General features: G+C 71.2%; 23 protein-coding genes. 10 read left to right on the plus strand and 13 right to left on the minus strand.

Features of this window, described 5'->3' with window-relative positions:
* The first annotated feature begins 3 nt into the window (after positions 1-3).
* From ACH4G3_RS12960 to ACH4G3_RS12970, 3 genes are all read left to right on the plus strand, one after another.
* On the plus strand, positions 4-1830 hold the full coding sequence (locus tag ACH4G3_RS12960; protein WP_397624504.1) for an acyl-CoA dehydrogenase: 1827 nt from the start codon (positions 4-6) through the stop codon (positions 1828-1830).
* Positions 1831-1903: 73 nt separating this feature from the next.
* Positions 1904-3202 (plus strand): M18 family aminopeptidase, encoded by a 1299-nt coding sequence (locus ACH4G3_RS12965; RefSeq protein WP_397624505.1) that lies wholly within the window; start codon positions 1904-1906, stop codon positions 3200-3202.
* A gap of 86 nt (positions 3203-3288) precedes the next feature.
* Entirely contained in the window at positions 3289-3537 is a 249-nt protein-coding gene (locus tag ACH4G3_RS12970; protein ID WP_010032488.1) for a DUF6458 family protein, read from the plus strand.
* 12 nt (positions 3538-3549) lie between these two features.
* Here ACH4G3_RS12970 and ACH4G3_RS12975 read toward each other — a convergent pair whose 3' ends face one another.
* Together ACH4G3_RS12975 and ACH4G3_RS12980 are read right to left on the minus strand one after the other, a co-directional pair.
* A complete protein-coding gene (locus ACH4G3_RS12975) occupies positions 3550-5367 on the minus strand; it encodes an NHL domain-containing thioredoxin family protein (protein WP_397624506.1) in 1818 nt (605 codons plus the stop codon).
* Positions 5364-5789 (minus strand): cupin domain-containing protein, encoded by a 426-nt coding sequence (locus ACH4G3_RS12980; protein ID WP_397624507.1) that lies wholly within the window; start codon positions 5787-5789, stop codon positions 5364-5366. The genes ACH4G3_RS12975 and ACH4G3_RS12980 overlap by 4 nt, the downstream gene beginning before the upstream one ends.
* Before the next feature lie 52 nt (positions 5790-5841).
* Between ACH4G3_RS12980 and ACH4G3_RS12985 the strand changes: the two genes are divergently transcribed.
* Both ACH4G3_RS12985 and ACH4G3_RS12990 read left to right on the plus strand, forming a co-directional pair.
* Positions 5842-6840, plus strand: coding sequence for a helix-turn-helix domain-containing protein (locus tag ACH4G3_RS12985; RefSeq protein ID WP_397624508.1), 999 nt, complete (start codon positions 5842-5844; stop codon positions 6838-6840).
* Complete coding sequence (locus ACH4G3_RS12990) at positions 6837-7328, plus strand: LURP-one-related/scramblase family protein (protein ID WP_397624509.1); 492 nt, start codon at positions 6837-6839, stop codon at positions 7326-7328. Before ACH4G3_RS12985 ends, ACH4G3_RS12990 begins: the two co-directional genes overlap by 4 nt.
* Before the next feature lie 62 nt (positions 7329-7390).
* Here the strand turns inward: ACH4G3_RS12990 and ACH4G3_RS12995 are convergent, their stop codons facing one another.
* Entirely contained in the window at positions 7391-8188 is a 798-nt protein-coding gene (locus ACH4G3_RS12995) for a carbon-nitrogen family hydrolase (RefSeq protein WP_397624510.1), read from the minus strand.
* Positions 8189-8379: 191 nt separating this feature from the next.
* Here ACH4G3_RS12995 and ACH4G3_RS13000 point away from each other — a divergent pair, with 191 nt between their 5' ends.
* Both ACH4G3_RS13000 and ACH4G3_RS13005 read left to right on the plus strand, forming a co-directional pair.
* On the plus strand, positions 8380-9204 hold the full coding sequence (locus ACH4G3_RS13000; RefSeq protein ID WP_397624511.1) for a maleylpyruvate isomerase family mycothiol-dependent enzyme: 825 nt from the start codon (positions 8380-8382) through the stop codon (positions 9202-9204).
* A gap of 159 nt (positions 9205-9363) precedes the next feature.
* Positions 9364-10104, plus strand: coding sequence for an SAM-dependent methyltransferase (locus tag ACH4G3_RS13005; RefSeq protein WP_397624512.1), 741 nt, complete (start codon positions 9364-9366; stop codon positions 10102-10104).
* A gap of 1 nt (position 10105) precedes the next feature.
* On the opposite strand, the gene ACH4G3_RS13010 is transcribed toward ACH4G3_RS13005, so the two are convergent.
* Positions 10106-11401, minus strand: a complete 1296-nt coding sequence (locus ACH4G3_RS13010) for an MFS transporter (RefSeq protein WP_397624513.1) — start codon at positions 11399-11401, stop codon at positions 10106-10108.
* Positions 11398-12048, minus strand: coding sequence for a GntR family transcriptional regulator (locus ACH4G3_RS13015; RefSeq protein WP_010032507.1), 651 nt, complete (start codon positions 12046-12048; stop codon positions 11398-11400). The genes ACH4G3_RS13010 and ACH4G3_RS13015 overlap by 4 nt, the downstream gene beginning before the upstream one ends.
* 208 nt (positions 12049-12256) lie before the next feature.
* Between ACH4G3_RS13015 and ACH4G3_RS13020 the strand changes: the two genes are divergently transcribed.
* Entirely contained in the window at positions 12257-13156 is a 900-nt protein-coding gene (locus ACH4G3_RS13020; protein WP_397624514.1) for a D-alanyl-D-alanine carboxypeptidase family protein, read from the plus strand.
* Positions 13157-13222: 66 nt separating this feature from the next.
* On the opposite strand, the gene ACH4G3_RS13025 is transcribed toward ACH4G3_RS13020, so the two are convergent.
* From ACH4G3_RS13025 to ACH4G3_RS13050, 6 genes are all read right to left on the minus strand, one after another.
* Positions 13223-14047 (minus strand): twin-arginine translocation signal domain-containing protein, encoded by an 825-nt coding sequence (locus tag ACH4G3_RS13025; RefSeq protein ID WP_397624515.1) that lies wholly within the window; start codon positions 14045-14047, stop codon positions 13223-13225.
* Positions 14048-14087: 40 nt separating this feature from the next.
* On the minus strand, positions 14088-16322 hold the full coding sequence (locus ACH4G3_RS13030; protein WP_397624516.1) for a glycoside hydrolase domain-containing protein: 2235 nt from the start codon (positions 16320-16322) through the stop codon (positions 14088-14090).
* 152 nt (positions 16323-16474) lie between these two features.
* A complete protein-coding gene (locus ACH4G3_RS13035) occupies positions 16475-17893 on the minus strand; it encodes a dihydrolipoamide acetyltransferase family protein (RefSeq protein ID WP_397624517.1) in 1419 nt (472 codons plus the stop codon).
* Between the two features lie 10 nt (positions 17894-17903).
* The gene (locus ACH4G3_RS13040) at positions 17904-18881 is read right to left on the minus strand and encodes an alpha-ketoacid dehydrogenase subunit beta (RefSeq protein WP_354737617.1); all 978 of its coding nucleotides are present in this window, start codon (positions 18879-18881) and stop codon (positions 17904-17906) included.
* A 1-nt stretch (position 18882) separates the two neighbouring features.
* Positions 18883-20076: a pyruvate dehydrogenase (acetyl-transferring) E1 component subunit alpha gene (gene pdhA / locus ACH4G3_RS13045; RefSeq protein ID WP_354737619.1), complete on the minus strand. Its 1194-nt coding sequence runs from the start codon at positions 20074-20076 to the stop codon at positions 18883-18885.
* Between the two features lie 449 nt (positions 20077-20525).
* On the minus strand, positions 20526-22112 hold the full coding sequence (locus ACH4G3_RS13050) for a protein kinase domain-containing protein (RefSeq protein ID WP_397624518.1): 1587 nt from the start codon (positions 22110-22112) through the stop codon (positions 20526-20528).
* 365 nt (positions 22113-22477) lie between these two features.
* On the opposite strand from ACH4G3_RS13050, the gene ACH4G3_RS13055 reads away from it, so the two are divergent.
* Entirely contained in the window at positions 22478-24121 is a 1644-nt protein-coding gene (locus ACH4G3_RS13055) for a protein kinase domain-containing protein (protein WP_397624519.1), read from the plus strand.
* Between the two features lie 104 nt (positions 24122-24225).
* On the opposite strand, the gene ACH4G3_RS13060 is transcribed toward ACH4G3_RS13055, so the two are convergent.
* On the minus strand, positions 24226-24780 hold the full coding sequence (locus ACH4G3_RS13060) for a bacterial proteasome activator family protein (protein ID WP_397624520.1): 555 nt from the start codon (positions 24778-24780) through the stop codon (positions 24226-24228).
* A 272-nt stretch (positions 24781-25052) separates the two neighbouring features.
* On the opposite strand from ACH4G3_RS13060, the gene ACH4G3_RS13065 reads away from it, so the two are divergent.
* Positions 25053-25526, plus strand: a complete 474-nt coding sequence (locus ACH4G3_RS13065; protein WP_397624521.1) for a hypothetical protein — start codon at positions 25053-25055, stop codon at positions 25524-25526.
* A gap of 3 nt (positions 25527-25529) precedes the next feature.
* On the opposite strand, the gene ACH4G3_RS13070 is transcribed toward ACH4G3_RS13065, so the two are convergent.
* Positions 25530-26519 carry an NAD(P)H-quinone oxidoreductase gene (locus ACH4G3_RS13070; protein WP_397624522.1) on the minus strand — a complete coding sequence of 330 codons (990 nt, stop codon included), beginning with the start codon at positions 26517-26519 and terminating at the stop codon, positions 25530-25532.
* Positions 26520-26538 lie beyond the last annotated feature (19 nt).

Below are 26538 nucleotides of genomic sequence, written 5' to 3' on the forward strand. Positions count from 1 at the left end.
GCCATGGGGCACTACAAGTCGAATCTCCGCGACATCGAGTTCAACCTCTTCGAAGTACTCGGGCGCGACAAGGTGTACGGCACCGGCCCGTTCGAGGAGATGGACGTCGAGACCGCGAAGAGCATCCTGGAGGAGCTGACGCGCCTCTCGGAGAACGAGCTGGCCGAGTCCTTCATCGACGCCGACCGCAACCCGCCGGTCTTCGACCCGGAGACCAACACCGCGCCGGTCCCGGCCTCCTTCAAGAAGAGCTACCAGGCCTTCATGGACTCCGAGTACTGGCGCCTCGGCCTGCCCGAGGAGATCGGCGGCACCACCTCGCCCCGCTCCCTGATCTGGGCGTACGCCGAGCTCATCCTGGGCGCCAACCCGGCCGTGTGGATGTACTCCTCGGGCCCGGCCTTCGCCGGCATCCTCTTCGAGGAGGGCAACGAGGTCCAGAAGCACATAGCCAAGGTCGCCACGGAGAAGCAGTGGGGCTCCACGATGGTGCTCACCGAGCCCGACGCGGGCTCCGACGTGGGCGCCGGCCGCACCAAGGCCGTGCAGCAGGAGGACGGCTCCTGGCACATCGAGGGCGTGAAGCGGTTCATCACGTCCGGTGAGCACGACATGTCGGAGAACATCCTCCACTACGTGCTGGCCCGCCCCGAGGGCGCCGGCCCCGGCACCAAGGGCCTGTCCCTCTTCCTCGTCCCGAAGTACCTCTTCGACTTCGAGACCGGCGAGCTGGGCGAGCGCAACGGCGTCTACGCCACCAACGTCGAGCACAAGATGGGCCTGAAGGCCTCCAACACCTGCGAGATGACCTTCGGCGACAAGCACCCCGCCAAGGGCTGGCTGATCGGCGACAAGCACGACGGCATCCGCCAGATGTTCCGCATCATCGAGTTCGCCCGCATGATGGTCGGCACGAAGGCGATCTCCACGCTGTCCACGGGCTACCTGAACGCGCTGGAGTACGCCAAGGAGCGCGTGCAGGGCCCGGACCTCGCGAACTTCATGGACAAGACCGCGCCCAAGGTCACCATCACCCACCACCCGGACGTGCGCCGCTCGCTGATGACGCAGAAGGCGTACGCGGAGGGCATGCGCGCCCTGGTGATGTACACCGCCTCGATCCAGGACGCCATCCAGATCAAGGAGGCCGCCGGCGAGGACGCCGCCACCGAGCACGCGCTGAACGACCTGCTCCTGCCGATCGTCAAGGGCTACGGCTCGGAGAAGGGCTACGAGCAGCTCGCCCAGTCGCTGCAGACCTTCGGCGGCTCCGGCTTCCTGCAGGAGTACCCGATCGAGCAGTACATCCGGGACTCCAAGATCGACACCCTCTACGAGGGCACCACGGCGATCCAGGGCCAGGACTTCTTCTTCCGGAAGATCGTCCGCAACCAGGGCGCCGCGCTGAACTCCCTCGCCGAGGACATCAAGAAGTTCCTGGCCCTCGGCACGGGCGGCGAGGAGCTGGCCGGTGCCCGCGAGCACCTCGCCAAGGCCGCGGTCGAGCTGGAGGCCATCGTCGGCCTGATGCTCACCGACCTCGCGGCCACCGAGCAGGACGTCAAGAACATCTACAAGGTCGGGCTCAACACCACCCGCCTGCTGATGGCCTCCGGTGACGTCGTCGTCGGCTACCTGCTGCTCAAGGGCGCCGCGATCGCCGCCGAGAAGCTGGAGACCGCCTCCGCCAAGGACAAGGCCTTCTACACCGGCAGGATCGCCGCGGCCAAGTTCTTCGCCGCCAACGTCCTGCCGGGCGTCACCCTGGCCCGCAAGGTCGCCGAGGGCGTCGAGCTGGACCTGATGGAACTGGACGAGGCCGCGTTCTGATCCTCACGTCCTTCGTCCGAGGGCCTGTTCCCTTCCAGGGGAACGGGCCCTCGTCCGTCGTTAAGGTGAACCCATGAGCGAACCAGCCCGCTTCGACCGCGGCCACACCGACGATCTCATGACCTTCCTGGCGGCGAGCCCCTCGCCGTACCACGCCGTGGCCACAGCTGCCGAACGGCTGGAGAAGGCGGGCTTCAGGCAGGTCGCCGAGACGGACGCCTGGGACGGGACGAGCGGCGGCAAGTACGTGCTGCGCGGCGGCGCGATCGTCGCCTGGTACGTGCCCGAGGGCGCCGCACCCCACACGCCGTTCCGGATCGTCGGCGCCCACACCGACTCCCCCAACCTGCGCGTCAAGCCGCTCCCCGACAGCGGGGCGCACGGCTGGCGCCAGGTGGCCGTGGAGATCTACGGCGGACCGCTGCTCAACTCCTGGCTGGACCGCGACCTGGGCCTCGCGGGCCGGCTCACCCTGCGCGACGGCTCGACCCGCCTCGTCAACGTCGACCGGCCGCTGCTGCGCGTCCCGCAGCTCGCCATCCACCTGGACCGCTCGGTGACGGCTGACGGCCTCAAGCTCGACAAGCAGCGGCACATGCAGCCGGTCTGGGGCCTGGGCAACGACGTCCGGGACGGCGACCTGATCGCCTTCCTGGAGGAGACGGCCGGCATCCCGGCGGGCGAGGTCACCGGCTGGGACCTGATGACGCACTCCGTGGAACCGCCCGCCTACCTGGGCCGCGACCGCGAACTGCTGGCCGGCCCGCGCATGGACAACCTGCTGTCGGTGCACGCCGGCACGGCGGCCCTCGCGGCCGTGACCTCCGGCGCGTCCAAGCCGGCCTCCATCCCGGTGCTGGCCGCCTTCGACCACGAGGAGAACGGCTCCCAGTCGGACACCGGCGCGGACGGACCGCTGCTCGGCAACGTGCTGGAACGCTCGGTGTTCGCGCGCGGCGGCTCCTACGAGGACCGGGCCCGCGCCTTCGCCGGTACGGTGTGCCTCTCCTCCGACACGGGCCACGCCGTCCACCCCAACTACGCGGAACGGCACGACCCGACGCACCACCCGCGCGTCAACGGCGGCCCGATCCTCAAGGTCAACGTCAACAACCGCTACGCCACGGACGGTTCGGGCCGCGCGGAGTTCACGGCGGCCTGCGAGGCGGCGGACGTGCCCTTCCAGTCGTTCGTCTCCAACAACTCCATGCCCTGCGGCACCACGATCGGCCCGATCACCGCCGCGCGGCACGGCATCCGGACCGTCGACATCGGCGTGGCCATCCTGTCGATGCACAGCGCACGCGAACTGTGCGGCGCCGACGACCCGTTCCTCCTCGCCAACGCGCTGACGGCGTTCCTCGAGAGGTAGAACGGGCCGTCACCGCATGGGTGTTCCCCTCGGGGGTACCCGGTGTGCGGACCGGAACGACCGGACCGTACAGGGAGGCGACACACATGGGCCTCGGCGGATGCATCATCCTCATCGCCGTGGGAGCCATCCTCACGTTCGCGACCGACTGGGACATGCAGGGGGTCAACCTCGACCTGGTCGGCATCATCCTGATGATCGTCGGACTGATCGGCGTCACGACGTTCAGCAGCATCGCCAGGCGGCGGCGTGTGGTGGTGCCCCCCACGACGCCGGTCGTGGACGACGGACGACACCACACGCGCGACGGCTACAGCGACGGGTACGGGGTGTGAGCCCCGCCCGGATCAGGTGTCCATCCCGGCAAGGACCAGGGGCAGCCGGTCCGTCCCCGACTCGGTGAGACGGACCGGCACGCCCCAGTCCTGCTGGTGGACGTGACAGGCCGGGTACTCGTTGCCGGGGTCGTCGTCGCAGGAGGCTGCCATTGCGGAGACATGCAGCACACCCTCCGGCACGGAGGGGTCGAGTTCGAGGGCGCGGGAGAGGTCACTCCCCGCGCCCTCGCCGCTGCGCAGCAGCTCCGGCGGGGTGGAGGAGACCAGCAGGCGCGTGGAGGGGCCGTACCGCGTGTCGAGCTTCTGGCCCGCCGGGGCCTGGAAGATCACGTCCAGCCGGAGCCGCCCCGGGGCGACTTCGGTGGCCTCCCGCTGGGTGCGGTGGGCGACCTCGGGCACCTTCACCGCCTCTTCCGGCAGCCGCAGCCTGGTCAGCCGGTGGCGGGCCGACTCCACGACCACGATGTCGTCGCCGACGAGCACCGCGTCGCTGGGCTCGCGCAGGTCCGTGGCCAGGGTGGTGACCTCACCGGTCGCCGGATCGTAGCGCCGCAGGGCGTGGTTGTAGGTGTCGGCGACGGCGACCGACCCGTCCGGCAGCGCGGTGACGCCCAGCGGGTGCTGGAGCAGGGCCTGTTCGGCGGAGCCGTCGCGGTGGCCGAAGTCGAACAGGCCGGTGCCGACGGCGGTGTGGACGGAGCCGTCGGGCTCCACCCAGCGCAGGGCGGACGTCTCGGAGTCGGCGAGCCAGAGGCGGTCGGCGGTGGCGGCGAGTCCGGAGGGCTGCGCGAACCAGGCCTCGGCCCCCGGGCCGTCGACGAGTCCCTCGTTGGTGGTCCCGGCCGCGACCGCGACCGTGCCGTCGGCCGGGTCGTACGCCCACAGCTGGTGGACGCCGGCCATGGCGATCCAGACCTTGCCCTGCCAGAGGGCGACGTCCCAGGGAGAGGAGAGCTTCACCTCGCGTCCCGGCCCTGAGGTGGCCTCCCCTTGCATCCACTGCCATCCTGTGCCGGCCAGGGTGGTGGTCCTGCCCGTCTCCGGATCGAAGCGCCTGAGGGCGTGGTTGACCGTGTCCGCGACCACGACCGAACCGTCGGACAGCAGGGCCAGGCCCTGCGGTTCCTGGAAACGCGCCCGGTCCGGATCGCCATCGGTCAGCCCGCGACTTCCCTGGCCGATCCTCCGCACCACGCTCTCGCCGTCCTCGGCGAGTTCCACCAGCTGATGCCGGGTCGTATCGCTCACCAGGAAGTTCCCGGACGGCAGCAGCAGCGCCTTGCCCGGGAACCGCAGCACCGTCGGCTCCGGCTCCGGCGGCACGTACGGCCCGTCCCCTCGCCGCAGCGTCCCCTTGGCCTCGTGCTCGGCCTCCAGCTCCGCCACCAGACGCTCGATGGCGTGCACATGCCCCTCACCGGCGTGCTGGGCGACGACGTACCCCTCGGGGTCGATCACGACGAGCGTCGGCCAGGCCCGCACGGCGTACTGCTTCCACGTGGCCAGCTCCGGGTCGTCGAGCACCGGGTGCTCCACCCCGTACCGCTCGACGGCGTCCACCACCGCCCGGTGCTCCGCCTCGTGCACGAACTTCGGCGAGTGCACCCCGATGACCACGACCGTGTCCCGGTGCTTCTCCTCCAGCTCGCGCAGCTCGTCCAGGACGTGCAGGCAGTTGATGCAGCAGAACGTCCAGAAGTCGAGGATGACGATGCGTCCTCGCAGGTCGGCGAGGGTGTACTGCTGCCCGCCCGTGTTCAGCCAGCCGCCCTTGCCGGTCAGCTCGGGGGCGCGGACGCGGGCCCGTCGGGGTGCGGAGTGGTTCATGCGTCCAGGGTGTCATCCGGCACAGACAGCCGGTCCAGCGCATGGCCGGTCGTGGCGTCCACGTGCCCGGGCACGTCGTCGTGGCGGTCGCCGACCGTGAGGGTGCCGGTCGGTTCGAACATGAGGATCGCCGTCGGAACGGGGGCGTACGGCTTGTGCTCGGTGCCGCGCGGGACGGTGAAGACGCTGCCCCTGGGGAGCACGACCGTGCGCTCCCCGGCCGGCTCCCGCAGGCCGATGTGCAGTTCGCCGTCGACGACGAGGAAGAACTCGTCGGTGTGGTCGTGGACGTGCCAGACGTGCTCGCCCTCGACCTTCGCGACGCGGACGTCGTAGTCGTTGACGGCGGTGACGATGCGCGGGCTCCACTGCTCGGAGAAGGAGGCCAGGGCGTGGGCGAGGGAGACGGGTTCCTGGGTCATGAGGCGATCCTGCGGGGTGCCGTGGGTCGCGCACGAGTGCTAGGAATCGCACATGCCGCAAGGATCCTCGCACCTCCCGCACCGGGTCACCGTGATCGTCGACGAGGGCACCAACCCCTTCGAGGTCGGAGTCGCCACCGAACTGTTCGGACTGCCACGGCCCGAGCTGGGGCTGCCGGGGCCGTTGTACGAGGTGACGCTGTGCGCGCCCGCGCCGGAGATCCGGATGAACCACGGCTTCTTCACGCTCACCGGCGTCCGGGGCCTGGACGCCGTGGACCGGGCGGACACGCTGGTCGTGCCCGGCCGGCCGGACAACGTCGTACCGCGCGCCCCTGCCGTCCTCGACGCCATCCGGCGCGCACACGCGCGTGGCGCCCGGATCATGAGCTTCTGCACCGGCACCTTCGCGCTCGCCGAGGCCGGACTGCTGGACGGGCGGCGGGCGGCGACGCACTGGCGCTGGGCGGACTCCTTGCGCCGGCTGCACCCGAAGGTGCTGTTGGAGCCGGACGTGCTGTTCGTGGACGAGGGCGACCTCCTCACCGCCGCCGGCAGCGCGGCCGCGCTCGATCTCGGGCTGTACGTCTGGCGCCGGGACCACGGCGCCGAGATCGCCAACCACGTCTCCCGGCGGCTGGTGTTCGCCGCGCACCGGGACGGCGGGCAGCGGCAGTTCGTCGAGCGGCCGGTCCCGGACGTACGGGACGAGTCCCTGGCGCCTCTGCTGGAATGGGCGCAGGAACGGCTCGGCGAGCCACTGACCGTGGCGCACCTGGCCGCACGCGCGCGTGTCAGCCCGGCCACCCTCCACCGGCGCTTCCGCGCCCAGCTCGGGACGACACCGCTCGCGTGGCTGACCGGGGAGCGCGTGGCGCTGGCCTGCCGGCTGATCGAACGGGGCGAGGAACGCCTGGACGTCGTGGCGGCCCGCAGCGGGCTCGGCACGGCCGCCAACCTGCGCAACCGGCTGCGGCGGGTGACCGGGCTCAGCCCGTCGGCCTATCGACGGCGTTTCGGAGCGGGCGCCGGGGAAGCCCTGGTGTCATGAGATTCCTCGTGTACGACCGGCTCCTCGGCTTCGGCGACGACTACTGGATCGAGGACGACCGCGGCACCAAGGTGTTCCTCGTCGACGGCAAGGCACTGCGGCTGCGGGACACCTGGGAGCTGAAGGACACCCAGGGGCGCGTCCTCGTCGACATCCACCAGAAGATGCTCGCCCTGCGCGACACGATGGTGCTCCAGCGGGGCGGCGAGCCGCTGGCGACGATCCGCCGGAAACGGCTGTCCCTGCTGCGCAACCACTACCGGGTGTCCCTGGCCGACGGCAGCGAGCTGGACGTCAGCGGCAAGATCCTCGACCGCGAGTTCGCCGTCGAGTACGACGGGGAGCTGCTGGCGGTGATCTCCCGGCGGTGGCTGACCGTACGGGACACCTACGGCGTGGACGTCGTCCGCGAGGACGCGGATCCGGCGCTGCTGATCGCGGTGGCGGTGTGTGTGATCCACCTGGCGGAGAAGGAGCGGGAGGGCTGAGGGGGCAGTCCTCAGGGGCCGCGAGGAGGCTCGTCCTCAGGACCCGCGGGGAGGCCTCGTCCTCAGGGCCTGCGGGGAGGCTGGAGCCCCAGCACCCGGTCCTTCAGCGCCGGGAACTGCTCCCGCGTCGTCGCGACCTTGCCCGGGTCGAACTCCACCGCCAGGACCTCCTCCTCGGCGCCCGCCTGGGCCAGCACCTCGCCCCACGGGTCGACCACGATCGAGTGACCGGCCTGGGGAACTCCGGCGTGCGTCCCGGCCGTTCCACACGCGACGACGAACGACTGGTTCTCGACCGCCCGCGCCTGAGCGAGCAGCGTCCAGTGGGAGCGGCGGCGCTCCGGCCAGCCCGCCGGGACCACGAGCGTCTCGGCACCGGCGTCGACGAGACCGCGGAAGAGTTCGGGGAAACGGAGGTCGTAACAGGTGCCGAGACCCAGGACGGTCGAGGGCAGACGGACCGTCACCAGCTCGGCCCCCGCGCCCATCAGCACGGCCTCACCCTTGTCGAAGCCGAAGCGGTGGATCTTGCGGTAGGCGGCGGCGAGGTCGCCGGAGGGGGAGAAGACGAGGGAGGTGTTGTAGAGCGGCCCGTCGGGATCCCGCTCCGGGATCGAGCCCGCGTGCAGCCACACACCGGCGTCGCTCGCGGCCTTCGCCATCGCCTCGTAGGTCGGCCCTTCGAGCGGCTCGGCCTCCCGCCCGAACTCCTCGTAGGCGAAAGCACCCGTGGTCCACAGCTCCGGCAGGACGACGAGATCGGCCCCGGCCTGGTCCCGGACCATCGAGGCCACCCGCCGACGGCGCGATTCGACCGATTCGCCCTCATCTACGGCGATCTGGATCACAGAGGCGCGCACACTACCACCGTCCTGGCATTCGACCCGTCCACATGGGGTTCCCCACGGGCCTACGATCGTCACACGAAAGCACTGCCGGGGTGCCTCACAGCAGCGTAACTTAGCTGCCAAGACACCCGCCGACAGCCGCCACCTCCCACTGGCAACCGCCACCACCTGCCCGTGCACCGACCGCCGAGGGGTCCCGTTCCGTGAGTCTGCATCCCACCCTCCAGCCCTACGCCGACGCCTGGACCCACTCCATCGAAGCGATATCCGAGCTGCTCCAGCCGCTCGCGGAGGCCGAGTGGAACCGGCGGACGCCGTGCCCCGGGTGGTCGGTGCGGGACGTGGTCTCCCATGTCATCGGCCTGGACTGCGAGATGCTCGGCGACCCGCGCCCCATCCACACGCTGCCGCGCGACCTCTTCCACGTGACGAACGACCACCAGCGCTACATGGAGATGCAGGTCGACGTCCGCCGTCACCACACGGCGCCGGAGATGACCTCCGAGCTGGAGTACGTGATCATCCGCCGCAACCGCCAGCTGCGCAACGAGTCGCGCGACCCGGGCACGAAGGTGCGCGGCCCGCTCGGCACGGAGCTGACCCTCGAGGAGTCCATGCGCCGGCACGCCTTCGACGTGTGGGTGCACGAGCAGGACCTGCGCACGGCCCTCGGCCGGCCCGGCAACCTCGACTCCCCCGGCGCGCAGGTCGCCCGTGACGTGCTGCTCGGCGAACTCCCGCGGGTGGTCGCCGAGGACGCGCAGGCACCGCGCAGCTCGGCCGTCGTCTTCGACGTCCACGGCCCCGTCGAGTTCCTGCGCACGATCCGCGTCGACATCCAGGGCCGCGGCACCCTCGAAACGGCCCCCGCCCTCGGCCCCGCCGCCACCCTCACCCTCGACTGGGAGACGTACGTCCGCCTCGCCTGCGGCCGCGTGACACCCGAGTCGGTGACCGACAGGCTGAAGCTGGAAGGCGACCCGGACCTGACGGCGGCGATCCTGAGGAACTTCACGGTGACGAAGTAGGCAGCCCTTAGCTGCGGGCAATCGTGCCGCTAGGGCGGCACGGGTGGGCGCAGCGGCACCCCGCTCCGCCGGGCTGCGCACCCACCCGGCCCCGGCATCAGCACGCAGCACCGGAAAACCCCGTGCCGCCGCCCCACCCCCCGCCGTAGCGTCCCCGGCATGACCCCACCCCGCCACACCCGACTGACCTTCCACGGCCCGCTGTCCGAGACCCGGGCGGACGCCCTCGTACAACGCCTCACCCGCCACACCCCCGCCACGGTGCTGGACATCGGCTGCGGCTGGGGCGAGCTCATGCTGCGCATCCTCACGGCCCTGCCGGAGGCAACCGGCACCGGCATCGACATCAACGCCGACGACCTGGCTCGTGGCCGGAAGGCCGCCGCGGAACGCGGAATCGCGCCCCGGGTCCGCTTCATCGAGGAATCCGCCACCGGCACCACCCACGGCCCTGCCGACCTCGTCCTGTGCGTAGGCGCGAGCCAGGCCCTCGGCAGCCAACTGCCGCAAGCCCTCGGCGAACTGCGCAGGCTCGTGTCCGACGAAGGCCGCGTCCTCCTGGGCGAGGGCTTCTGGCAACGCCCCCCGACCCCGGCCGAACTGCCCCGCATGTGGCCGGACGCGAAAGCCACCGACCACCCCGACCTCGCGACCCTCGTCGGCCTGGCCATCGACGCGGGGTTCCGGCCGGAGTGGACGGAGACCGCGAGCCTCGACGAATGGGAGGAGTTCGAGTCGGCGTACCTCGCGGACACCGAGGTGTGGCTCGCCCGGCACCCCGGACACCCCCTGGCCGCCGAGACCCGGGAGCGCGCCGACCGCCACCGAGCCGCCTGGCTCACCTACCGCGGCGTCCTCGGGCTCGCGTACCTCACCCTGGTACCGGTGGCGGCCCGTTGACCTACACCGGCACGTGCACCGTCTCCACCCGGCTCGCCACCAGCCGTTCCCGCTCGCGCCGGGCCGCCTGCCCGCGCAGCCGCAGGATCTGTGTGACCCCGAGCGCCTGGAGGACGAACACCGCCGAGAAGGCTACGGAGTAGTCGTCGCCGGTGGCGTCCAGCAGCACCCCGACCGCGAACAGCGTGGTCATGGAGGCCACGAAGCCGCCCATGTTGGTGATGCCCGAGGCGGTGCCCTGCCGCTCGGGCGGGTTCGCCGGGCGGGCGAAGTCGAAGCCGATCATCGACGCGGGCCCGCACGCCCCGAGCACCGAGCACAGCACGATCAGCAGCCACATCGGGGCGTGCGGGCCGGGGTAGGCCAGCGTCGCCGCCCACAGGGCCGCCGTCGTCCCGACCGTGCCGAGCGCGAGGGGCAGCCGCGCCCCGTGGTGCCGGGCGACGATCTGTCCGTAGACCAGGCCGACGACCATGTTCGACAGCACGACCAGGGTGAGGAGCTCGCCGGCCGTGGCCCGGCTCAGTCCCTGTGCCTCGACGAGGAACGGCAGGCCCCACAGCAGCAGGAACACCATCGCCGGGAACTGGGTCGTGAAGTGCACCCACAGTCCGAGCCGCGTCCCCGGCTCCCGCCAGGCGGCGGCGATCTGCCGCCGTACGTAGGCCGCGCCCTGGTGCGGGAGCGGCTCCGGCTCGTGGCCCTCCGGGTGGTCCTTCAGGAACAGCAGCACCAGGACGAACACCACGGCCCCGGCGACCGCGCTGCCCGCGAAGGCCGGCGTCCAGCCGATGCCGTGCAGCAGCCGGGCCAGGACGAGCGTGGAGACGAGGTTGCCCGCCATGCCCACCAGGCCCGCGAACTGGGCGACGAGCGGCCCGCGCCGGGCCGGGAACCACCGGGTGCCCAGCCGCAGCACGCTGATGAACGTCAGCGCGTCACCGCAGCCGAGCAGCGCCCGGGAGGCGAGCGCCATGCCGTACGTGGGGGAGAACGCGAAGCCCAGCTGCCCGGCCGTGAACAGCACCGCCCCGAGCGCGAGCACCTTCTTGGTGCCGAGCCGGTCGACGAGCAGGCCGACGGGTATCTGCATGCCCGCGTAGACCAGCAGCTGGAGGATCGAGAACGTGGAGAGCGCGGAGGCGTTGACGTGGAAGCGGTCGGCCGCGTCGAGGCCGGCGACGCCCAGGGACGTGCGGAAGATGACCGCGACGAAGTAGACCGAGACGCCGATGCCCCAGACGGCCAGGGCCCGCCGGCCGCCCGGCGGATCGTCCGGCAGCGTGGTGGAGCTCATCGGACCTCCCCCCGGGCCAGGTGCGAGAACCAGCTGACGTGCCGGTGGACCAGCCCGACGGCCGCCTCGGCGTCCCCGGCGCGCAGCGCGTCGAGGATCTCCTCGTGCTCGGCGAGGGTCTTGGCGATCCGGTCGGGGTGGGAGTGCATGACGGCGACGCCCATCCGCAGCTGGCGGTCGCGCAGCTGGTCGTAGAGCCGGGAGAGGATCTCGTTGCCGCCGCTGCGGACGATCTCGGCGTGGAAGCAGCGGTCGGTGACGGCGGCACCGGCGAGGTCTCCGGCGGCGGCCTGCTTCTTCTGCCGGGCCAGCAGCTCCTCCAGGCGCTCGATGAGCCCGGCGGGCGCGGGCACGGCCTTGCGCGCCGCGTGCTCCTCGACGAGCAGCCGCGTCTCGACGACGTCGGCGATCTCCTGCGCGGAGACCGGCAGGACGAGGGCGCCCTTCTTCGGGTAGAGCCGGATCAGCCCCTCGGCCTCCAGCCGGAGCAGCGCCTCGCGCACCGGCGTGCGCGAGACGCCCACGGCCTCGGCGAGCTCGCCCTCGGTGAGCAGGGTCCCGCCCTCGTAACGGCGCTCCAGGACGCCCTGTTTGACGTGGGTGTAGACGCGGTCGGCGGCGGGAGGTTGCTTCACGGCCAGGGTCATGCCGACAGCATAGATACAACAGGTACACATGGATGCATCCGTCCAGTATGCGGACCCGAATGTCACACGTCTGTGGCAAAGGGCGGGTCCCGGTCGGCAACGGCACAACCAGATGTGCTAGTTACGAGTGAGACACGTGCGGCCCCTTTCCCCTCGTCCTCAAGTCGGCCGCACACCTGGGGCATTCAACGTAATCGGGGTACTTCACTTGATAACCGGCATTAAGGGCACCCGTCTCCGCAGAGCTGCGGCCGTCGCCGTGACCACCGGCGCCATGCTCGCGACCGGAGCCCTCACCGTTGCGCCGGCGCAGGCCGCCACGGCGCCCTCGATCGCCGCCAAGGGCGGCTACGTGATGAACAACGCGACCGGCAAGTCGCTCTACACCAAGGCGGCCGACACCCGCCGCTCCACCGGCTCGACCACCAAGATCATGACCGCCCTGGTGGTGCTGAAGCAGCCGAAGCTCAACCTGGACAGCAAGGTCACGGTCCAGAAGGCGTACAGCGACTACATCGTCGACAACAACTGGGCGTCGAACGCCAAGCTGATCGTCGGCGACAAGGTCACCGTCCGCCAGCTGCTGTACGGGCTGATGCTGCCGTCCGGCTGCGACGCCGCGTACGCGCTCGCCGACAAGTTCGGCTCGGGCTCGACGCGGGCGGCACGCGTGAAGTCGTTCATCGGCAAGATGAACACCACCGCCAAGGACCTGGGTCTGAAGAACACCCACTTCGACTCGTTCGACGGCATCGGCAACGGCGCCAACTACTCGACACCGCGCGACCTGACGAAGCTCGCCAGCAGCGCGATGAAGAACTCCATGTTCCGCACGGTCGTCAAGACGAAGAAGTACACGGCGAAGACGACCACGAAGTCCGGCGGCACACGGACGATGGCCCCGTGGGAGAACACCAACCCGCTGCTGAGCAGCTACAGCGGCGCGATCGGTGTGAAGACCGGCTCCGGCCCGGAGGCCGGGTTCTGCCTGGTCTTCGCCGCCACCCGCAACGGCAAGACGGTCATCGGCACGGTCCTCGCCTCGACCGACAAGGACGCGCGGAAGTCGGACGCCACGAAGCTGATGAACTACGGCTTCGCGAAGTAACGCAAGCAGGACGGGCACCACGAAGGGGGGCTCACCGCCGACGGCGGTGAGCCCCCCTTTCGTTCGTCACACAGCCGTGCGCTGCCGGCGCTCCAGCGCCCGGGCCGCCTTGCGCCGGCCGCCGACCAGCACGTTCACCGGGGCACCCGCACCGGCCCCCGGCTCCAGCTGCCAGCCGCGGATCCGTGCCGCGACCTCGGCCAGCCGCTTGTCACCGGGCCGTACGTCGATGGAGAACAGGGACTCGTCAGGCGTGGGGTCGTCGCCGCCCCAGCGGACGACGCCGTCGAGCTCGGCGAGGATGTCGCGGATCACGACCTCCTGCTGCGGGAAGAAGCCGCCCCGGGCACCGCGCGGGTAGAAGCCCGGCCGGATCCGCACCGCCGTACCGGACGCCAGGTTGGACTCCGGCCGCCCCTTGCCGACGCCGGACGGGTCGTGCCAGCCGGCGACGTCGCCCCGGCGCAGGCCGTCGACCTCGTAGTGGAACCGGCGCACCAGATGGACGAGGACGGTCTCCACGTCGCCCATGCGGACGGCGATTCCCTTGAGCGGGGTGCCGGGAACGGGGCGGGTGTAGACGGTGCCGCCGTCGTCCGCGACGTTCTCCATCTCCCAGCCGTTGTGGGAGCGCGAACCGGCCAGCACGCGCCGGGTCCGGTCCTGCGCGCTGCGCAGGGCGTCCCGTACGCGGCCCGGGATGGGGTTGTTCGCGTCGGCGTACGCCTGGGAGAGGAAGTGCGAGACGGGCAGGGCGGCGACGCCCACGGCACCGCCGACGGCGGCGATGCGGCCGAGCAGGGCGCGGCGGGACAGACCGCGGCGATGTGCGGCGGCCGGTCCGGACCGTCTGCGGGTGAGACGGGGGATGTGGGGGAGGTTGAGGTTCAACGGGCTCTCATTCCAGCGATTCACGCGTCGCGGCGACGCTTCACGCGTTGCGGGCGATGCTGTTGTACTTCTCGAAGATCTGGTAGACGGCCAGGCTCTGGTGCGTCTGCGCCTCCACGTCGGGGTCCCAGGCCCGGTAGCGGCGCAGCAGCTCGGTGATCTCGAACTCGGCGAGGTCCAGGCGCATGGACCGCGGCGTGGTGACCCGGTCGCCGGGCGGCAGCTGACCGCCCGGCCTGCCGCGGACGCCCCACAGGTGGACCAGGGCCGCCGTGCGCACGCTGAACGTGTTGTCCTTGCTCAGCTGCTGCCACACGGACCAGAGGTCGGCGTCCTTGGCCGGGTCGCGGCGGTCGCCCGTGGTGTAGCCCCAGCCGATGCAGTGGTTCCAGGCCTGGATGGCGTCAAAGCCGCTGATCTGCCCGATGCCGGTGTGCGAGTCCCTGACCTGCCCGGAGCCCGTCAGGTGGTGGTCGGCCACCTGCTGGTCCGTGGCCTGGTCGGCGAGGCTGTAGTCGCGCATGGCCCAGTAGACGGCCGTCTGGATCAGCGCCTTGCGCATCGTGTACGTGTGCGACAGCTCGGTGATCAGCCCGTCCTGGTCCTGGATCGCCTCGACCGCCTGGGCGTTGGTGTAGAGCCTCGCGTCGCTGCCGACACCGCCCAGGTCCGGGCGTCCGATCGACCGCATGTAGCGCGCGAGGTCGGCCCGCAGCGCCGGCACCTGGCCTTCGTCGAGGGCGACGTCCGGGACGGCGGGCCGCGGCCGGTTGAACGAGCCCTGCCCGGTGTCACGCCCCGAGGCGACGTCGACGTCGACCTCCAGCTGCGCGTCGCCCGAGCCGAGGGTGCGGATGACGAACTGGTCGTAGGCCCAGTCCTCCGGCAGCGGGCGCCCGGCGTTGCCGTCGAAGCCCGGTGACATGTCGGCCACGAAGCTGGCCGTCGAGTAACCGGCCGCGCCGACCTGCGCGCAAACGTTGCGGGAGCCGTAGACCCCGATCTCGTACGGGTGGCCGGAGTCCGCCATCGCCTCCTTGATGCCCTTGAAGTGGGGCAGGACGCTCGCGGTGATCTCGGCGTCGATCGCGTCGAAGTCGACGGCGAAGAAGATCCGGGTCCCCTTCTTGAAGCCGTGGTCCAGGGCGGCGTTGACCGCCGCGTACCCAGCCGTCCGCCCGGCGACGTAGTCGAAGTCCGAGGCGTCGTTGTTGACGGTCTGGTAGATCGGGAAGCAGCGCAGGCCCTGCTGGGCGAAGACCTGCAGCTCGCCCGGCTGGATGGCCTTCTCCGGCAGGGACGTGGCGCTCGGGTTGGTGAGATAGCGGCCGACGTACGTGATCCCGGCGGCCTTGAGCGTCGCCGCGCGCGCCGGGGTGACCTTGGCGATGGTGTCGCAGGCCTTGCCCTGGCGCGACTGGTCGCCGTAGGACGCCAGGAGGGAGGCGAAGGTCGCGAAGTCGCCCTCGCCCGTGGCCGGGAGAGCGACGAAGCTCTGGAAGGACCGCACGGCCGCGGCGAGGTAGGAGTCGAAGGTGTCGGTGAGGGCGACGGGCCGCCGGTTCACGACCATCCCGGCGGAGAACAACTGGACGTAGACGCCCTTGTCGCCCTGCCGCACGGGGTGCGCCTTCAGGGCCGACTGGGTGCCGGGGCCGAAGTTCCCGTTGGCGGTGCCGTCGGCCATGCCGAGCTCGTACTGCGTGCCGAGGACCAGCGCCCGGGCCAGGTCCCGGGACACACGCCCGTCGCAGGCGACGACGAAGAAGTCCTGCCGGTTCAGGTAGCGCCCGTTGAGCCACTGCTGCACCTCGCGGACCTGCCGGGCGCCGGAGGTGCCGAGGACGTACGAGTCCATCGTCAGCAGCGCCTTGAACACCTTGGGCGTCAGATCAGCGCCGGGGAAGGCCTGTTCGAGGCCCATGTCGGTCTTGAGCTTCGTGACCGCGGCCTGGACCCGCTCGCCGTACGTGCCGTCCAGGTCGCCGCCGTCGTAGCCCTTGCAGTACAGGCCCGACTGGATGATGCGGCAGAAGTCGGGGGACGGGACGGTGTCCGCGTTCAGCTCGGGGTACTTGGCGGTCAGCGTCGAAAGGGTGGTGGGGCCGAAGTTGTCGGACAGTGCCGTGATGCCCAGCTCGTACTGGAGGGCACGGGTCAGTGCGTACAGGGTCGCCCAGTCGGTCTCGCCGGTTTCCTCCACGGTCGTGCCGATACGGCTGCCGTAGACGGAGTTCACGAATCGCTGGGCCCTGAGCACCATGGGGTCGCGCATGAAGAGTGATCGTATGTCCGGCTAAACCGCTTACTGTGGGGTACTTGGGCGGGTCTGCGGAGCTTCTTGTGCTCTTCGGCGTACCGCTGGTTCACCCGGCGGGCGGACGCCGGCGGCCCCCCGCCCGAGGGCAGAGGGCCGCCGCGGCCGGCTCACGCCCAGGTGATCAGGCGCTTCGGCTGTTCCAGGATCGCCGCCACGTCCGCCAGGACCTTCGAGCCCAGCTCCCCGTCGACCAGGCGGTGGTCGAACGACAGGGCCAGGGTGGTGACCTGACGGGGCTTCACCTTGCCCTTGTGGACCCACGGCTGGAGCTTGATCGCACCGACCGCGAGGATCGCGGACTCGCCGGGGTTGAGGATCGGCGTGCCCGTGTCGACGCCGAAGACGCCGACGTTGGTGATCGTCACCGTGCCGCCCTGCATGGCCGCCGGGGACGTCTTGCCGTCCCTGGCCGTCGACACCAGCTCGCCCAGCGACTCGGCCAGCTGCGGCAGCGTCTTGGCGTGGGCGTCCTTGATGTTCGGCACGATCAGGCCGCGCGGGGTCGCCGCCGCGATGCCCAGGTTCACATAGTGCTTGACCACGATCTCCTGGGCGGCCTCGTCCCACGACGCGTTGATGTCAGGGTTGCGCTTGATCGCGACGAGCAGCGCCTTGGCGATCAGCAGGAGGGGGTTCACGCGCAGGCCCGCGAACTCCTTGTCCTGCTTCAGCTCCTCGACCAGCTTCATCGTGCGCGTCACGTCGACGGTCACGAACTCCGTGACATGCGGCGCGGTGAACGCCGAGCCGACCATCGCCGCCGCCGTCGCCTTGCGGACGCCCTTGACCGGGATACGGGTCTCACGGGCGGTGTCGTACGACACCGCTGCCGGCGCGGGCACCGGGGCGGCGGCCACGGGGGCGGCCTCCGGCTGCGCTGTCTGCGGCCCCGTCACCGCCGCGTGCACGTCCTCGCGGGTGATGATGCCGTCCGGGCCGGTCGGGACGACGGTCGTCAGATCGACGCCGAGGTCCTTGGCCAGCTTGCGGACCGGGGGCTTGGCGAGGGGGCGCTCCCGGCCGGCGGGGGCGGCCGGGGGCGCCGCCCCGTGGCCGTTCAGCTCCGTCTGGATCGCTGTCGAGGCCTGCTGGACGGGGACCTCCGGGCCCTTGCGCGGGCGACGGCGGGTGGACGATGCCGCCACCCCGTAGCCCACCAGGACCGGCTGGCGGCCGGAGCCCTGCGCCTTCGGCTCCTCGGCGGGCCGGGGCGCCGCGGGCTGCTCGGCGACGGGCGCGGGCTCCTCGGCGGCGGGGGCGGCCCCGCCGCTCACGTCCACCGCGATGATCGCCGTGCCCACGTCGACCGTGGTGCCCTCCGGGAAGTGCAGCTCCCGCACCACGCCGTCGTACGGGATGGGCAGCTCGACGGCCGCCTTCGCCGTCTCGACCTCGCACACCACCTGGCCGTCCGTGACCGTGTCGCCGGGCTGGACGAACCACTTGAGGATCTCCGCCTCGGTGAGTCCCTCGCCCACGTCGGGCATCTTGAACTCGCGTACGGACGCTTCCGTCATCGTCGTCACGACCCTCTCCTCAGTACGCCAGCGAGCGGTCGACGGCATCCAGCACCCGGTCCAGGTTCGGCAGGTACTCCTCCTCCAGGCGGGCCGGCGGGTACGGCGCGTGGTAGCCGCCGACCCGGAGCACCGGGGCCTCCAGGTGGTAGAAGCAGCGCTCCGTGATCCGCGCGGCGATCTCCGCGCCGGAGCCGAAGAACACCGGTGCCTCGTGGACGACGACGAGGCGGCGTGTCTTCTCCACCGACGCCTGGATCGAGTCGAAGTCGATCGGGGAGACCGAGCGCAGGTCGAGCACCTCCAGGTTCCTGCCCTCCTCGGCGGCCGCGTCGGCGACCTCCTGGCAGAGCTTCACCATCGGGCCGTAGGCGGCGAGGGTGAGGTCGGTGCCCGCGCGGACCACCTGGGCCTTGTGCAGCGGGCCGGGAATCGCCTCCGGGTTGACCTCGCCCTTGTCCCAGTAGCGGCGCTTGGGCTCGAAGAAGATCACCGGGTCGTCGCTCTGGATGGCCTGCTGCATCATCCAGTACGCGTCCGACGCGTTCGAGGGGCTGACCACCTTCAGGCCCGCCACGTGCGCGAACAGCGACTCGGGGGACTCCGAGTGGTGCTCCACCGCGCCGATGCCGCCGCCGTAGGGGATGCGCACGACGACGGGGAGCTTGACCTTGCCCAGCGAGCGGGCGTGCATCTTGGCGAGCTGCGTGACGATCTGGTCGTAGGCCGGGAAGACGAAGCCGTCGAACTGGATCTCCACGACCGGGCGGTAGCCGCGCAGGGCCAGGCCGATCGCCGTGCCGACGATGCCCGACTCGGCCAGCGGGGTGTCGATGACGCGGCTCTCGCCGAAGTCCTTCTGGAGGCCGTCCGTCACACGGAACACGCCGCCGAGCTTGCCGACGTCCTCGCCCATGATCAGGACCTTGGGGTCGGAGTCCAGGGCGCGGCGCAGCGACTCGTTGATCGCCTTGGCCAGAGCCATCTTGTCGGCCATCTCAGTTACCCCCCTCGTCGGCGAACGACGCCTGGTACGCGGCGAACTGGGCGCGCTCCTCGTCGACGAGCGCGTGTCCGTCCGCGTAGACGTTCTCGAAGATGGCGAAGTGGTCCGGGTCCGGCATGGCGCGGACCGCCTCGCGCACTCGTTTGCCCAACGCCTCGGACTCGGCCTCCAGTTCCGCGAAGAATCCCTCGTCCGCGTGGTTTGACGCCTCCAGATAGCGGCGCAGGCGCAGGATCGGGTCCTTGGCCTCCCAGGCCTGGCGCTCCTCGTCGCCCCGGTACCGGGTCGGGTCGTCGGAGGTGGTGTGGGCGCCCATGCGGTAGGTGAACGCCTCGACGAGGGTCGGGCCCTCGCCGGCGCGGGCCCGCTCCAGGGCCCACCGGGTGACCGCGAGGCAGCCGAGCACGTCGTTGCCGTCCACGCGGACGCCCGGGAAGCCGAAGCCCTGCGCGCGCTGGTAGATCGGCACGCGGGACTGCTTCTCGGTCGGCTCGGAGATGGCCCACTGGTTGTTCTGGCAGAAGAACACGACGGGGGCGTTGTAGACCGCGGAGAAGGTGAACGATTCGGCCACGTCGCCCTGGCTGGAGGCGCCGTCGCCGAAGTAGGCGATCACCGCGCTGTCCGCGCCGTCCTTGGCGACGCCCATGGCGTAGCCGGTGGCGTGCAGCGTCTGGGAGCCGATGACGATCGTGTAGAGCTGGAAGTTGTTGCCGTTCGGGTCCCAGCCGCCGTTGTTCACGCCGCGGAACATGCCGAGCAGGTTGGTCGGGTCCACGCCGCGGCACCAGGCGACGCCGTGCTCGCGGTAGGTGGGGAAGACGTAGTCGTCGTCGCGCAGGGCCCGGCCGGAGCCGATCTGGGCGGCCTCCTGGCCGAGCAGCGAGGCCCACAGGCCCAGCTCGCCCTGGCGCTGCAGGGAGGTCGCCTCGGCGTCGAAGCGGCGGGTGAGCACCATGTCGCGGTACAGGCCGCGGAGCTCTTCCGGGGTGACACCGGCGACGTACTTGTCGTACTCGGCGTTCTTGACCCGCTTGCCCTCGGGCGTCAGCAGCTGCACGAGCTGGGGCTCGGTGCCGGCGTCCTTCTTGGCGGTCGTGCGGGTGGTGCGCTTGGTGCCGGTGGTGCCGGCCTTGCTTCCGGCGCTGCGTCGCGGTGTGCGCGCGGCAGTGCTCTCCACGGTCACGTGTGCTCCTCCGTCGGTCCGGGCCACGGGGTTGCCGGTAGGCCTGGGGGTCCCCCCTGCTCTTTTGAGCTCGGGGGAGCGGCTCACCTGTTCCGACCACCGAGGCACGGGGTGGGTGCCACTCGGCCGGGAACAGGCGTGACAGGTGCCCCGGCGAGCGCCCTGCAAAGGGCACGTTACCCAGTGCATCACATCTCTGTGAAACCCCATCTGACCTGCGATTTTGCTTGGATATCCAAGTAAATCGGGAAGGTGTGGAAGGGGCCCTGGTCACAGCCTTGCAGGAGGCCGGAGCAACCGCACGTTAACCCGGTGACCCACGTCACGGGAAGAGTCCACTTTCCGGCGCGCCGAAACGGCACGCGCGCGTGGAGCCCGTTTCCGGGTCCCACGCGCGCGTGGATCATCCGTTTTCGTCCCGGCGGTCCGGTCAGGGAGCCGGTCCCGGGTCAGCCGCCCTCGCCCGCTCCTCCGACGACACCGGTCGCGCCGCCCGCGTCGGTGCCGCCCGTGTCGTCCGGCGGCGTCGCCGGGTCCGAGGGCTCCGGGTCCGTGGGCTCGTCGGTCGGCGCCTCGGTGGTCGGCTGGCCCGTCGGCTGGCCGGTGGGCGTCTCGGGTGCGCTCGGCGACGGCGTGTAGGACGGGGTGTACGACGGCGTCCACTGGCCGCCGCCGGAGCCCGTGCCGGAGCCGTCGTCCGTGGACGTGTCGGTCGGCTCGTCGGTCGGCTCGTCGCTCGGCGTCTCGCTGGGCGTCTTCTTCTCGGTCGTCTGCGAGGTGCTCGGCGACTCCTTGACGCCGGGGCTGTCCGTGCCGTCACCCGTCGTCTTCAGTGCCAGCGCGACGCCCACGGCGACGGCGATCACCGCGAGCACGGCGAGGACCCACAGCTTGCCGCGGCCGCCGCCCTTGTTGCCGTGCCCCTCGAAGCCGCCGTCGTCCCCGCCGCCGTAGCCGGCGGGCAGGATCGGCGACGGGATCTGCGCGGTGCCGGAGGCGTCCCCGGGGTGGCCCATCACGGCCGTACTGGCGAAGCCGCCCGAGGGGGTGTGCCGGCCCTCGTGCATGTCGACCGGGCCGGTGTTCCAGGTGCCGGTGTGGCCGCCCTGGTCGTAGAGCATCTGGAGCGCGTACTGGACCAGCCCGCGCATCTCCTCGGCCGTCTGGAAGCGGTCGTCCGGCTCCTTGGCGAGGGAGCGCATGACGAGGCCGTCGAGCTCGGGCGGGCAGGCGTCGGAGGCCTCGGAAGGCGGCGTCGGGATGTCCTGGACGTGCTGGTAGACCACCGACAGCGGGGTCTCGCCGGTGAACGGCGGGCGCAGCGAGAGCAGTTCGTAGAGCAGGCAGCCCGTGGCGTACAGGTCGGAGCGGTGGTCGACGGCCTTGCCGAGCGCCTGCTCGGGCGACAGGTACTGGGGGGTGCCCATGACCATGCCGGTCTGCGTCATCGTGGACTGCGCGCCGTGCAGGGCGCGGGCGATGCCGAAGTCCATCACCTTCACGGCGCCGTTGTGCGTGATGATGACGTTGGCGGGCTTGATGTCGCGGTGCACGATGCCGTGCTGGTGCGAATAGGCGAGCGCCTCCAGGACGCCCGAGACGATGATCAGGGCCTGCTCGGGGCCCGGCGCCTCGGCGTTCAGCAGCAGGTCGCGGATCGTGCGGCCCTCGACCAGCTCCATGACGATGTAGGGCACGGACTGGCCGCCGACGACGTCCTCGCCGGAGTCGTACACGGCGACGATCGCGTGGTGGTTGAGGCCGGCGACCGACTGGGCCTCGCGCGTGAAGCGCGCCTTGGACACCGGGTCCTCGGCGAGGTCGGAACGGAGCAGCTTGACAGCGACGGTGCGCCCGAGGCGGACGTCCTCGGCGGCGAACACCTCGGCCATACCGCCCCGGCCGAGTCTGCGGGTCAGCCGGTACCGGCCGTCCCCGACCAGCCCGCCGTTACCCCAGGACTCCGGCGCGTCCGACATGCCGCCGCCAGTCGCCTCGGGTTCGGACGGGCCCTGAGCGCGCTGCTGCTGTGCCATCAGTCCTCGCCGTCGTTTCTGCCCGCGGTGCGCGCGGTGTTGTTACGGTCTCCGTCGGCCACGCTACAGCCTCCGCGCAAGCCTCCGGTCCGAGACGGGGGGCCAGGACCGGCACGGGACGGACGCGCCATGAAACCTTCACTCCGTACTGTCGTGCAAATTCCGTGGACCGGCGGTACGTCCCCTGTAACGCTTCCGCGACGCTTCTTTCGCGTACGGTCACGGAACGGGCACCGAGCTTGACGTGTCAGTGCCCTGGGGCAGACTTGGCCGGGAATGGCGGTTTGGATCAACGCGGATCGCGCGGATCAGCATCGGATCAGCGACAGTCGGCGGCGCCTCAAGGGCTACGGGGGAAACGGGACATGAGCCAGGACGGCGCACAGGGCCAGTACACGGGGCGGGCGCTCGCCAATGGCCGCTATCAGCTGCGTGATCTTCTCGGCCAGGGCGGCATGGCCTCGGTGCACCTCGCGTACGACAGCGTGCTCGACCGGCAGGTCGCGATCAAGACACTTCACACCGATCTCGGCCGGGAACAGGCCTTCCGCGAGCGGTTCCGCCGCGAGGCCCAGTCCGTGGCCAAGCTCACGCACACCAACATCGTCTCGGTCTTCGACACCGGCGAGGACACCCTCGACGGCATGACGACGCCGTACATCGTCATGGAGTACGTCGAGGGCCGCCCGCTGGGCTCGGTGCTCGACGAGGACGTGCGGCAGCAGGGCGCGATGCCCGCCGACAAGGCGCTGAAGATCACCGCGGACGTGCTCGCGGCCCTGGAGATCAGCCACGAGATGGGGCTGGTCCACCGGGACATCAAGCCGGGCAACGTGATGATGACCAAGCGCGGCGTGGTCAAGGTCATGGACTTCGGCATCGCCCGCGCCATGCAGTCCGGTGTGACGTCGATGACACAGACCGGCATGGTCGTCGGCACCCCGCAGTACCTCTCGCCGGAACAGGCCCTCGGCCGCGGTGTGGACGCCCGTTCCGACCTGTACTCGGTCGGCATCATGCTGTTCCAACTGGTCACCGGGCGGCTGCCGTTCGAAGCGGACTCGCCGCTGGCGATCGCGTATGCGCACGTGCAGGAGGAACCGCCGGTTCCGTCCTCGGTCAACCGAGCGCTGCCCCCGGCCGTGGACGCGCTGATCGCCCGCGCGTTGAAGAAGAACCCGAACGAGCGCTTCCCGAGTGCCGAGGCCATGCGCGACGAGTGCCTGCGCGTGGGGTCGTCCTTCCAGGCCGCCCCGCCGAGCATCGTCCCGGGCACGCAGACCCCGAGCGGCGCGGGCGTCGGCTCGGCCGTGTTCCCGCCGGTCGACCAGGCGACCCCCGCGCCGTCGGGCCAGGTGCAGACGCCGTACCAGCCGACCCCGCCCCCGAACCCGTACGGCACGCCCGCCCCGGCGGCGCCGTCCCCGGCGTACGGCTACCCGCAGCAGGGCGGCTACCAGACGCCGTCGCCCGCCGCCTACTCCCCGCAGCCGGGCCCGTCGACCCCGCCGCCGTACAACCTCACGCCGCAGACCGCGCAGGTCGGGGGCGGCGGCAAGAGCAACAAGCCGGTGATCATCGGCTCGATCGTGGTGTCCCTCGTCGCGGTCGGCGGCCTGATCGCGGCCCTGCTGATGAACAACGGCGGCGAGGACGACCAGGGCGGCGGGGGCAGCGGCGCGAGTGCGTCGGCCTCGGCCTCCAAGAAGCCGGGCTACCGCGGGCCGGACACCTCGAAGACGATCGACACCGAGGAGTGCACGGAGCCGCAGGAGTCGTACAACGACCCCGACAAGATCCGGATGCCCGACTTCAAGTTCAAGGACATCACCTCGGTCAAGGCCTGCCTCCAGGCGGCCGGCTGGGAGAAGAAGATCAACAGCCTGGACGAGAACACCTACGGCGACGGCACGGTCATGAACCAGTTCCCGTCCGCCGGCACCGACGTGGACCCGGAGAACATGCCCGAGATCGAGCTCGGCGTCTCCACGGGCAACCCGCCGGCCTGACGCGCTTTGCGCAAGGGCCCGGCAGCCGAGGCTGCCGGGCCCTAGGTGTCCTGACCCGCAGCCGAGGCTGCCGGGCCCTTGCGCATGGCCGGTACGCGGACGCGTTACAGGTACGGCCCGCCGGTACGGCCGGCCGAACGGCCGCCCGGGGGCTGCTCGTCGAGGCCGTCATGGCCGACGCCCGGCGGGAGGGCGCGGCGCATCTGCTCCAGCTGGGCGCGGGCCGCCATCTGCTGGGCGAACAGCGTGGTCTGGATCCCGTGGAAGAGCCCCTCCAGCCAGCCGACCAGCTGGGCCTGCGCGATGCGCAGCTCCGCGTCGCTCGGGGTCGCCTCGTCCGTGAAGGGCAGGGAGAGCCGCTCCAGCTCCTCGACCAGCTCGGGGGCCAGACCGTCCTCCAGCTCCTTCACGGAGCTGGAGTGGATCTCCTTGAGCCGGACCCGGCTGGCCTCGTCGAGGGGAGCCGCGCGCACCTCCTCCAGAAGCTGCTTGATCATGCTGCCGATCCGCATGACCTTCGCGGGCTGTTCCACCTGCTCCGTGACCGGAGTCTCGCGGGAGTCCTCGTCCCCACCGCCGCCGCTGAGCGCCATGCCGTCCTGGCCCACGACCAGGATCTGCGGGTTCTCCGGCGACCTTTCGTTCCTCGGCATCTCCATGCCGCCATTCTCTCGCACGCCTGCACCTCACCTTCGTGGTGCCCCCGCAGGAGGCTGATCCACCGTGTTGGAGGAGACGTGTGGGCCGGGCCTCGGGTTGCTCACCAACGGGTGAATCCGGCTCGCGGCTCAGGTGCGGCAGCCGGCCGCGATTCCGCCTGTCGGCCGAACCCGGAGTGCCGGACGAGTGGGGCGGTGTGAGGCTGATTGCCTTGATCCGACCGAACTTGCCGATCTTGCCCTACCGGGCACGGCGGGAGGGGGTCACCACCGTGACTCCATGGCAACGCGCACTGCGGGCGACGGGACTGGTGGTCGCCCTGGGGGCGGGTGCGGTCGTCTCACCGTACGGGGCCGGCGCCTCGTACGGAGCTGTCCAGTCCGTCCGGCCGTACGACCCCGGTGGAGGTGGGCTCGCCGCCCCCTCCGCCCCGTCCGCCCCGTCCGCCCCGGGCAAGCCCTCGCGGGCCGGGAGCCGGGCCGGTGAGGGGCGGGAGCGGCCGGGACGGCCGGAGGACCCTGAGCGGGAGCGGGGCGGTGAGGCCACCGAAGTCCCCGAGGAGCCCCGGGAAGCCGTCCCCGAGCCCTCCGCACCGACGGAGCAGCCCGTACGGGAGGCCGCCGCCGCTCGCGCCGACCGCCCCGTCGGGCCGGTCCTGCGCATCCTGCCGCTGGGCAGCGGCCTGATGCTGATCGGCCTCGGCCTCGGGCTCGCCTTCTTCGCCCTGCGGCTGCGGCGGGTCTAGGACTCAGGCGCCCTGCGGGGTGATCAGCAGCACCTTGCCGATGTGGCCGCTGTCCTCCACGACCCGGTGGGCGGCGGCCGCCTCCGGCATCGGGAGCTCACGGTCGACGACCGGGCGCAGATGGCCGCCTGCGAACAGGGGCCAGACGTGTTCCCGCACGGCCGCGACGATGGCCGCCTTCTCCTCCAGCGGCCGGGCGCGCAGCGACGTGGCGCTGATGGCGGCGCGCTTGGCGAGCAGGGCGCCGATGTTCAGCTCGCCCTTGATGCCGCCCTGCATGCCGATGATCGCGAGCCGGCCGTTGACGGCGAGGGCCTTGACGTTGCGCTCCAGGTACTTGGCGCCCATGTTGTCGAGGATGACGTCGGCACCGGCGCCGTCCGTGGCCTTCCGGACCTCCTCGACGAAGTCCTGCTCGCGGTAGTTGACCAGGATGTCGGCGCCCAGCTCGGCGCACCGGTCGAGCTTCTCCTTCGTGCCGGCCGTGACCGCCACCCGCGCGCCGACGGCCTTGGCCAGCTGGATCGCCATCGTGCCGATGCCGCTGGAGCCGCCGTGCACGAGCAGCGTCTCGCCCGGGCGCAGATGGGCGATCATGAAGACGTTCGACCAGACCGTGCAGGTCACCTCGGGCAGGGCCGCGGCCTGCGTCAGGCCGATGCCCTCGGGCACGGGCAGCAGCTGTCCGGCCGGGACCACCACCTTCTCGGCGTAACCGCCGCCGGAGAGCAGCGCGCACACCTCGTCGCCGACGTTCCAGCCGGAGACACCGGGGCCGATCTCGGCGATCCGCCCGGAGCACTCCAGGCCGGGGTAGGGGGACGCGCCGGGCGGCGGGTCGTAGAAGCCCTGCCGTTGCAGGATGTCGGCCCGGTTGACGGCGCCGGCCGCCACCTCGACCAGGACCTCGCCCTCGCCGGGCACGGGATCCGGGACCTCGTCCCAGACCAGCGCCTCGGGCCCACCAGGTTCGGGAATCGTGATCGCATGCATGAAGGGGACGGTACTCCTC

This window comes from Streptomyces afghaniensis, from assembly GCF_044327915.1.
GTDB lineage: Bacteria > Actinomycetota > Actinomycetes > Streptomycetales > Streptomycetaceae > Streptomyces > Streptomyces afghaniensis.